The sequence below is a fragment of the Streptococcus oralis genome, from assembly GCF_015561235.1.
GTDB lineage: Bacteria > Bacillota > Bacilli > Lactobacillales > Streptococcaceae > Streptococcus > Streptococcus oralis_BK.
Genome location: NZ_JADMTC010000001.1, coordinates 1474960 through 1483818, shown reverse-complemented (window position 1 = coordinate 1483818; position 8859 = coordinate 1474960). Strand labels below are relative to the sequence as shown.

General features: G+C 39.7%; 9 protein-coding genes and 1 pseudogene. 7 read left to right on the top strand and 3 right to left on the bottom strand.

The features are described from left to right. Positions 1 to 209, top strand: a pseudogene (locus tag I2H52_RS07565) (IS3 family transposase); the annotation flags it as partial. Between the two features lie 251 nt (positions 210 to 460). Here the strand turns inward: I2H52_RS07565 and cysK are convergent. The 3 genes from cysK to I2H52_RS07550 form a co-directional block, all read right to left on the bottom strand. Continuing rightward, on the bottom strand, positions 461 to 1387 hold the full coding sequence (gene cysK, locus I2H52_RS07560; protein WP_195594889.1) for a cysteine synthase A: 927 nt from the start codon (positions 1385 to 1387) through the stop codon (positions 461 to 463). A 96-nt stretch (positions 1388 to 1483) separates the two neighbouring features. Next, complete coding sequence (locus I2H52_RS07555) at positions 1484 to 1927, bottom strand: PH domain-containing protein (RefSeq protein WP_045617939.1); 444 nt, start codon at positions 1925 to 1927, stop codon at positions 1484 to 1486. Between the two features lie 14 nt (positions 1928 to 1941). Then, positions 1942 to 2577: a YigZ family protein gene (locus I2H52_RS07550; RefSeq protein ID WP_045617937.1), complete on the bottom strand. Its 636-nt coding sequence runs from the start codon at positions 2575 to 2577 to the stop codon at positions 1942 to 1944. A gap of 56 nt (positions 2578 to 2633) precedes the next feature. Here I2H52_RS07550 and I2H52_RS07545 point away from each other — a divergent pair, with 56 nt between their 5' ends. The 6 genes from I2H52_RS07545 (at position 2634) to I2H52_RS07520 (ending at position 8798) form a co-directional block, all read left to right on the top strand. Next, positions 2634 to 3932, top strand: coding sequence for a DEAD/DEAH box helicase (locus I2H52_RS07545; protein WP_045617936.1), 1299 nt, complete (start codon positions 2634 to 2636; stop codon positions 3930 to 3932). Further along, positions 3929 to 4591: a ComF family protein gene (locus I2H52_RS07540; RefSeq protein WP_195594887.1), complete on the top strand. Its 663-nt coding sequence runs from the start codon at positions 3929 to 3931 to the stop codon at positions 4589 to 4591. Before I2H52_RS07545 ends, I2H52_RS07540 begins: the two co-directional genes overlap by 4 nt. Positions 4592 to 4670: 79 nt before the next feature. Further along, positions 4671 to 5219, top strand: coding sequence for a ribosome hibernation-promoting factor, HPF/YfiA family (hpf, locus tag I2H52_RS07535; protein WP_000599114.1), 549 nt, complete (start codon positions 4671 to 4673; stop codon positions 5217 to 5219). 244 nt (positions 5220 to 5463) lie between these two features. Continuing rightward, the gene (locus tag I2H52_RS07530) at positions 5464 to 6672 is read left to right on the top strand and encodes an acyl-CoA dehydrogenase family protein (protein WP_000201480.1); all 1209 of its coding nucleotides are present in this window, start codon (positions 5464 to 5466) and stop codon (positions 6670 to 6672) included. A gap of 80 nt (positions 6673 to 6752) precedes the next feature. Next, entirely contained in the window at positions 6753 to 7601 is an 849-nt protein-coding gene (locus tag I2H52_RS07525) for a 3-hydroxybutyryl-CoA dehydrogenase (protein ID WP_049501305.1), read from the top strand. Positions 7602 to 7619: 18 nt separating this feature from the next. Then, the gene (locus I2H52_RS07520; protein ID WP_000656060.1) at positions 7620 to 8798 is read left to right on the top strand and encodes an acetyl-CoA C-acetyltransferase; all 1179 of its coding nucleotides are present in this window, start codon (positions 7620 to 7622) and stop codon (positions 8796 to 8798) included. Positions 8799 to 8859 lie beyond the last annotated feature (61 nt).

The following is an 8859-nucleotide window of genomic DNA, read 5'->3' as shown; positions in this document are numbered from 1 at the left end:
AGGGGAACAGCCCAGACAACGGCATGATGGAGTCGTTCTTTGGTATTTTGAAATCGGAAATGTTTTATGGCTATGAGAAGCACTTTAGGTCTTTAGAGGACCTTGAATAAGCCATTGTAGACTATATTGATTATTACAACAACAAACGAATTAAGGTAAAACTAAAAGGACTCAGTCCTGTGCAATACAGAACTAAATCCTTTCAATAATTATTTGTCTAACTTTTTGGGGTCAGTACAAACTCTAGCTTTTTAATTTTGCCCCCTTTTCTTATTGTATTTTAAGAGGTTATTGGCCATGAGTATGAATCCCATGTTAATTCTCACTTGACGCTTACCTCTCAGATCACATCTCTTGTAACTCCAACAAGCCTTTATCTGCCCCAAAACTTTATTTTAAGAATAGGCTCTATATGAGTATATAAAAAGCCCTTTAATAAGGGCTAAGTGCATTTAGGAGACTACACTTCAAATTCATAGAGTGCTGTAGACAAATAACGTTCGCCGTTATCTGGTGCTAAAGCAAGGACTTTCTTACCTGTACCTAATTTCTTGGCAACCTCAATTGCCCCGTAAATCGCTGCAGCTGAAGAAATCCCAACAAGGAAGCCTTCTTTTCCACCAATTTCACGGCCAAGCGCTAGAGCATCATCTGACGTTACGCGCACGATACCATCATAGGCTTTTGTATCAAGTGTTTCAGGAATAAATCCAGCTGAGATGCCTTGAATTTTGTGAGGTCCTGGTTTTTCACCAGACAAGATAGCTGACTCGTCTGCCTCAACTGCATAAACTTGAATGTTTGGATTTGCTGCTTTAAGAGCGTGAGAAACACCTGAGATTGTTCCACCAGTACCAACACCACCCACAAAAGCATCTAGTCCATCAGAACCGAAAGCAGCCAGTATTTCAGCTCCTGTTGTTCTTTCGTGTACTTCTGGATTAGCTGGATTATTAAATTGGAGTGGAAGGAAGCCGTCACGTTCAGCGGCGATTTCCTGAGCTTTGGCAATAGCCCCTTTCATTCCTTCGCTACCAGGAGTAAGGACGAGTTCAGCACCATAGGCTTGGATAATCTTGCGTCGTTCCACACTCATCGTTTCAGGCATGACGATAACAACTTTATATCTTTTAGCGGCACCAACCCATGAAAGACCGATACCAGTGTTTCCACTCGTTGCTTCAACAATGGTAGCACCCGGTTTTAGAATACCATCTTGTTCCGCTTTTTCAATCATGCTAAGGGCAATGCGGTCTTTTACTGACGATCCAGGGTTAAAAGCTTCTAGTTTAACATAGACGTCTGCAGCACCCTCTGGAACAATGTTGTTAAGTCTAACAATCGGTGTTTGTCCAATAAGTTCAGTGATATTGTTATAAATAGCCATAGATATACCTCTTTGTATAAGATGATACTAGTATAACGCGCTTAAGGCTATTTGTAAAATATAGAAATCCTATCAAAGTGATAGGATTTTTTTATATCAAAGGTCTAAGCCATTAATTTTTAATCGATTGTGATAAGCCAATTCTAATAAATAGGTGTAAAGCGGAAGGATGTCCGTTTTTTTAGGGAATTCAAATTTATGGAAACTCAGGTGCTCATTGTGTGCTTTTAGAAAGATATTTTCTAAATAAGTAATCGTAATCTCACTATCATCTATACCTGCTCCAGCAGTTTCCATTTCAATGTTTACAATGTTCATCAAAAAGAGTGACTTAACAGACGTCTTGCGACCAGTAGCACCTTGCTTATCTGTAAAAATAATACGGATATTTGTAAAGATGATTGAATCTCGAATAAGTTTATACCCGCTTTGAATTTCTTCATTCTCTAGTAGATATTGTCCATATTCTTTAATAAGAGTCTCTTTGTTTTCCTCGCTAAAATTTCCAGCAAGTCCTTGAATAAATTTCCCAAAAGCCATAACTTCTCCTTAATTTACACTAAGTTTACAGGGACTTCAACTTCTCGTAAACCTTGATCTGTTAAAGTAACTTTTCCATTAAAAAATTCCACAAGAGCAGCCTTGATATTTTCTTTCTCTTCCTTATCAACATAAATCATTGTATCAACTTGATCTGTAAAGTTTGTATCTAGCTCCATGATATGATGTTCTTTAAGAAAGTTACTGTACTCTTGATACTGAGCGTAAGACATCTGAATGGCTATGCCAGCCTGTTCTTTGATTTCAATAATGCCAATTTCTTTGACCGCTAAGGCAACACTACCTGCATAAGCACGGATCAAACCGCCAGCGCCTAGCTTAATGCCCCCAAAGTAGCGAGTAACCACTACGCAGACATTAGTAAGATTATGGTTTTCTAAGACGCCGAGCATAGGGACTCCAGCAGTACCACTAGGTTCGCCATCATCACTCGTACGCTTAATTTCACTGCGTTCCCCAATAATAAAGGCAGAGCAGTTATGTGTGGCTTTGTAGTGTTCTTTTTTGATGGCAGTGATAAAGTCACGAGCCTCTTCTTCGCTATAGACACGCTTGGCATGACAGATAAAGCGGGATTTTTTGATTTCTTCTTGGACCTGCCCGTCCTCTTTAATAGTTCTAAATTCCATGATTTAATTGTACTAAAAAAATACCTAAAGCGCTAGATTTTTACGAATAAAGAAGTATGAAAGTAAATCCAAACTACCTCGGTCGCTTGTTTACTGAGAAAGAATTAACTGAAGAGGAAAGACAGGTAGCGGTGAAACTTCCAGCAATGAGAAAGGAGAAGGGGGAAGTTTTCTGTCAACGTTGTAATAGCAGTATTCTAGAAGAATGGTATTTGCCTATCGGTGCTTACTATTGTCGGGAGTGCTTAATTATGAAGAGAGTTAGGAGTGATCAATCTTTATACTATTTCCCACAGGAAGATTTTCCGAAGCAAGATGTTCTTAAATGGCGTGGTCAATTAACTCCTTTTCAAGAGAAGGTGTCAGAGGGGCTGCTTCAAGCGGTAGACAAGAAAGAGCCAACCTTGGTTCACGCTGTAACAGGAGCTGGTAAGACAGAGATGATTTATCAAGTTGTGGCTAAAGTGATTGATGATGGTGGTGCAGTTTGTTTGGCCAGTCCTCGAATCGATGTGTGTTTGGAACTTTATAAGCGACTTCAGAATGACTTTGCTTGCGATATAGCACTACTCCATGGCGAATCAGAGGCCTATTTTCGAACTCCCCTAGTCGTTGCAACGACTCATCAGTTATTAAAATTTCATCATGCTTTTGACTTGCTGATAGTGGATGAAGTAGATGCCTTTCCTTATGTTGACAACTCTGTTCTTTACTACGCTGTAAACCAATGTGTAAAGAAGGAGGGGTTAAGGATATTCCTTACAGCGACTTCTACAGATGAGTTAGATAAGAAAGTTCGCACTGGAGAACTAAAACGATTGAGCTTGCCAAGACGGTTTCATGGAAATCCATTGATTATTCCAAAGCCAGTTTGGTTATCAGACTTTAATCGTTGTTTAGAGAAAAATCAGTTGTCAACCAAGTTAAAAACCTATATTGAGAAACAGAGAAGAACAGGTTATCCTTTGCTGATTTTTGCATCAGAGATTAAAAAAGGCGAGAAACTAAAAGAAATCTTGCAGGAGCAGTTCCCGAATGAGAATATTGGTTTTGTATCTTCTGTCACAGAAGATCGATTAGAGCAGGTTCAAGCTTTTCGAGATGGGGAACTAACAATACTGATCAGTACAACAATCTTGGAGCGTGGAGTTACCTTCCCTTATGTAGATGTTTTCGTAGTAGAAGCTAATCATCATCTCTTTACCAAGTCTAGTTTGATTCAGATTGGAGGGCGAGTTGGGCGCAGTATGGACAGAACAACTGGTGAATTGCTCTTTTTTCATGATGGATTAAATGCTTCCATAAAGAAGGCAATCAAGGAAATCAAGCAGATGAACAAGGAGGCGGGGTTATGAACTGTTTATTATGTGGGCAGACTACAAAGAGTGACTTGACTTTTAGTCACCTCTTGCTGTTTAAGAATGAGAACAACTATCTTTGTTCAGATTGTGAGTCTACTTTTGAGAAAATTGGTGAGGACTATTGTCCAAACTGTATGAAAACAGATTTGTCAACTCAGTGTCAAGACTGTAAATTTTGGTGTAAAGAAAGAGTTCATGTTGAGCATAAGGCAATCTTTACCTATAATCGAGCTATGAAAGACTTTTTCAGTAGATATAAGTTTGATGGCGATTTTTTGCTTAGAAAAGTTTTTGCTTCCGTCCTTGCTGAGGAGCTGAAAAGGTATAGTGGTTATCAATTTGTTGTCATCCCCCTAAGCCCTGGAAGATTGCTTGAGAGGGGGTTTAACCAAGTCGAGGGTTTGGTTGAAGCGGCAGGCTTTTCTTTTAAAGATATACTAGGAAAAAGAGAAGAGAGTGCTAGTTCTTCTAAAAGCCGTTTGGAAAGGTTAGCTACTGAAATTCCATTTTTTATTAAAGATGGAATCTCACTTCCTAAGAAGATTTTGCTGATTGATGACATCTATACAACAGGGGCTACTGTCAATCGTGTGAAACGACTTTTGGAAGAATCAGGTGCTTTGGAAGTTAAAACTTTTTCCCTTGTAAGATGAGGAAAAAATTTGCAAAATGAAAATGAAAGCGCTATAATATAGTTAGAAAAACAAAAATGTTTAGAAAGAAGGTACTTATATGATTAAATATAGTATCCGTGGTGAAAACCTAGAAGTAACAGAAGCGATTCGTGATTATGTAGTTTCTAAACTCGAAAAGATCGAAAAGTATTTCCAACCAGAGCAAGAGTTGGATGCACGTGTGAACTTGAAAGTTTACCGTGAAAAAACAGCAAAGGTTGAAGTAACAATTCCGCTTGGATCTATCACTCTTCGTGCTGAAGATATTTCTCAAGATATGTATGGTTCTATCGATCTTGTAACAGATAAAATTGAACGTCAGATTCGTAAAAATAAAACTAAAATCGAACGTAAGAATAAAAGTAAAGTTGCGACAAGTCAACTCTTTACAGATGCTCTAGTTGAAGATGCAGATGTTGTGCAACCCAAAGTCGTTCGTTCAAAACAAATTGATTTGAAGCCAATGGATTTAGAAGAAGCCCTTCTTCAAATGGATTTATTGGGACATGATTTCTTTATTTATGTAGATGTAGAAGATCAAACAACTAATGTTTTGTATCGCCGTGAAGATGGTGAAGTTGGTTTACTAGAAGTCAAAGAATCATAAAATTGAAATAACAAAAAAGTGGTTTACAAATCAGTAAACCACTTTTTCTTATGCGGAAATAAGTAAGAAAAAACAGGAAATCCTTGATTAAACAGTCAGAATCGACCCCTATAATCTGAACTTATAGGGGTATTTATATTTATTAAGTAGACAAAATAATACCCTAAGGGATAGAATGGGGTTGTCAACAAATAGCGAATACAAAAATGTAAGCGCTCTTATAACAAATAAAGGAGTCATGACTATGGCAACAAAAGAAGAAATTTTACGCGAACTATATCCTGAGGACCTTTTTCACTATGCGGATGGTCTAACTTTGGGAGAAGCAGAGGTTTTACAAGAAACTCGCCGTTTGATTGAGAAACATCTCCGTCCGGTTATTAATGAATACTGGGAAAAACCTGATTTTCCTTTTGAAGAATTCTATGCTGTGGCTAAGGGCGCTCAAATTATGAACAATCCAAAATTGTTTGAGGGACGTGAAGGTAGCTGGAAACCATCTGAACTTTATATTGCTTTCTTGTATCTTGAACTTGCTCGCTTCGATGCTTCTATGGCAACATTCTACACCGTTCATGGCGGACTTTGCTACAACACAATTCTCTTGGGTGGTGATGAGCGTCAACAAAAAGAATTTCTTCCAAAACTAGCTGCATTTGATTGGCAAGGTTGCTTCGCTTTGACTGAACCTCTTTCAGGTTCTGATATTGCTGGAGGACTTGCAACTACTGCAGAACGTGTTGGAGACAAGTGGATTCTAAATGGTGAAAAACGCTGGATTGGTGGTTCAGATACTGCGGATGTCGTTCCTGTATTTGCTCGTGATGTTGCGGATGGCAAGGTGAAATGCTTTATCGTTCGTAAGGGAGCTCCGGGATATCATGCGGAACCAATCCCACATAAGATTGCTCTTCGTTGTGTCCGCAATGGCCATATTACTATGAAGAATGTAGAGGTTCCAGATTCAGACCGTTTGGTAAATATCAATGGTTTTGGTGATGTAGCCCGTATCTTGACCTTCACTCGTGCGGACGTTGCTCACATTGCTATGGGAGTGACTTGTGGATCTTATGTAGCAGCTCTTAAATATGCTAAAGATCGCGAACAGTTCAAACGTCCAATTGCCAAATTCCAAATTGTTCAAGAAAAATTGGCTCGTATGCAAGCAAATGCTGTAGCAGTTATTGCTTATTCAACTCGTATTGCTGAGATGCAAGAGAAAGGTAATGAATTGATGCTTAACTCTGCTCTTGCTAAGATGCACAATTCCTTGGTGATGCGCGAAACAGTTGCCCTTGCTCGTGAAACTTGCGGAGGTAATGGTATTACACTTGAGACAGACGTTGCTCGTTTCTTTGCAGATGCTGAATCAATCTATACCTATGAAGGTTCACACGAAGTGAATGCCTTGATTGTTGGTCGTGAGATTACTGGACTAGGTGCCTTTGTTTAATGTCAGAAGGGCGATTGAAGGATTTCTGTTCAATCGTCCTTGCTTCATGCACTGGATTTTTGTAAAATAAGAAGGAGAAAATAATGATATCTAAGGTGATGATTATTGGTTCTGGTCAAATGGGAAGCGGAATTGCTCAAGTATTTGCTCAGGCTGGTTTTACAGTTTACTTAAACGATATTAAAGAAGAATTTGTTCAAAGAGGCTTGAATAATATCACAAAACAATTGGAACGTTCAGTTGAAAAAGGACGGATGTCTGCGGATGAGAAGGATCAGGTATTAGCCAATTTGCTTCCATCTGTTTCATATGAAGATGCGAAACAAGTCCAATTGGTGATTGAAGCTGCAACTGAGAATCGTGAGATTAAGTTGAATATTTTCAAACAATTGGATGAATTGACAGATCCTAAAACTATCTTAGCATCAAACACATCCTCTTTGTCAATCACGGATATAGCTGCTGCTACTAAACATCAGGAGCGCGTGATTGGAATGCACTTCTTTAATCCTGCCCCAATCATGAAACTGGTAGAGGTTATTAAGGCCTTGCAGACTTCAGAAGAAGTGGTTCAGGCGGTTCGTGAATTGACAGTGAAAATTGGTAAAACACCAGTTGATGTTAAAGATTCTTATGGTTTTGTTGTGAACAGAATTTTGATTCCTATGATCAATGAAGCCGTTTACATTCTAGGTGAGGGAGTGGCTAGTGCCGAGGAAATCGATGAAGCGATGAAACTTGGTGCAAATCATCCTATTGGACCTTTGGCTCTTGCTGACTTGATTGGGTTGGATGTTTGTTTGGCTATTATGGGCGTCCTAAACCAAGGGTTTGGTGATCAAAAATACCGTCCTGCCCCTCTTCTTAAGAAAATGGTCGAAGCAGGAAAATTGGGACGGAAGACAAAAGAAGGATTCTTTACTTACTAGACACTGATGGAGGTAGTCATGAAAGACGTAGTTATTGTTTCGGCAGTGCGAACACCTTTAGGTTCCTTTGGCGGGAGCTTGAAGAATGTTTCTGCTGTTGATTTGGGATCTTTGGTCATTAAGAGTGCTTTGGAAAAAGCGAATATTAAACCAGAGCAGGTAGATGAAGTGATTATGGGGAATGTCCTAGGCGCAGGTTTAGGCCAAAACGTGGCTCGCCAAATGAGTATTCATGCTGGGCTTCCTGAATTTACACCAGCCTTTACCATTAATAAGGTTTGTGGTTCCGGTTTGAAGGCAGTGCAGTTAGCTGCTCAAGCGATTCAGTGCGGAGATGCAGATATTGTCGTGGCTGGTGGTGCAGAAAACATGAGCCAGGCTCCATATGTTTTGCCAAGCTTCCGTTGGGGTGGACGTATGGGAGATTCGAAAGTGGTAGATACCATGATTAAGGACGGTTTGTCTGATGCCTTTAACGAATACCATATGGGGATTACAGCTGAGAATGTGGCAGAAGAATATGGTATTAGCCGGGATGATCAAGATGCGCTTGCTTTGGAATCTCAAAAACGAGCAGTGGCGGCTATAGAATCTGGACGTTTTAAGGAAGAGATTGTTCCGGTGGTCATTCCTCAACGCAAAGGCGATCCTATCATCTTTGATACAGATGAATTTCCTAGAAAAGATGCTAGCTTGGAGAGTCTGTCTAAGCTACGTCCTGTTTTCAAAAAAGACGGTTCTGTTACAGCGGGAAATGCCTCAGGTATCAATGACGGAGCGGCGGCTGTCTTGGTCATGAGTGCTGAAAAAGCTGAAGAATTAGGACTTCCAGTCATTGCGCGCATTCGTTCGTATGCAAGTGCAGGTTTGGATCCTAAGATTATGGGATGTGGACCGATTTATGCGACCCGTAAAGCTCTTGAAAAAGGTAATTTGACAGTTGATGATCTTGACTTGATCGAGTCAAATGAAGCCTTTGCTGCTCAGGCTTGTGCGGTTGGGAAAACACTTGGTTTCAATACTGATATTGTCAATGTCAATGGTGGCGCGATTGCTCTTGGTCACCCAATTGGAGCTTCAGGTTGCCGTATCCTAGTGACTCTGGTACATGAGATGATGAAACGTGATGCTAAAACTGGTTTAGCTACTCTCTGTATCGGAGGAGGGATGGGAACAGCCCTCATCGTTGAACGTTAGTTATTAGAAAACTGAACGTCATTTCCTCTTTTTCAATATTACGATTACAAAATGAGATATT

What these genes read in the sequence shown, in the direction of transcription:
- cysK (WP_195594889.1), bottom strand. Translation starts at nt 1,387, where the DNA reads ATGGCTATTTATAACAATATCACTGAACTTATTGGACAAACACCGATT.
- I2H52_RS07555 (WP_045617939.1), bottom strand. Translation starts at nt 1,927, where the DNA reads ATGGCTTTTGGGAAATTTATTCAAGGACTTGCTGGAAATTTTAGCGAG.
- I2H52_RS07550 (WP_045617937.1), bottom strand. Translation starts at nt 2,577, where the DNA reads ATGGAATTTAGAACTATTAAAGAGGACGGGCAGGTCCAAGAAGAAATC.
- I2H52_RS07545 (WP_045617936.1), top strand. Translation starts at nt 2,634, where the DNA reads ATGAAAGTAAATCCAAACTACCTCGGTCGCTTGTTTACTGAGAAAGAA.
- I2H52_RS07540 (WP_195594887.1), top strand. Translation starts at nt 3,929, where the DNA reads ATGAACTGTTTATTATGTGGGCAGACTACAAAGAGTGACTTGACTTTT.
- hpf (WP_000599114.1), top strand. Translation starts at nt 4,671, where the DNA reads ATGATTAAATATAGTATCCGTGGTGAAAACCTAGAAGTAACAGAAGCG.
- I2H52_RS07530 (WP_000201480.1), top strand. Translation starts at nt 5,464, where the DNA reads ATGGCAACAAAAGAAGAAATTTTACGCGAACTATATCCTGAGGACCTT.
- I2H52_RS07520 (WP_000656060.1), top strand. Translation starts at nt 7,620, where the DNA reads ATGAAAGACGTAGTTATTGTTTCGGCAGTGCGAACACCTTTAGGTTCC.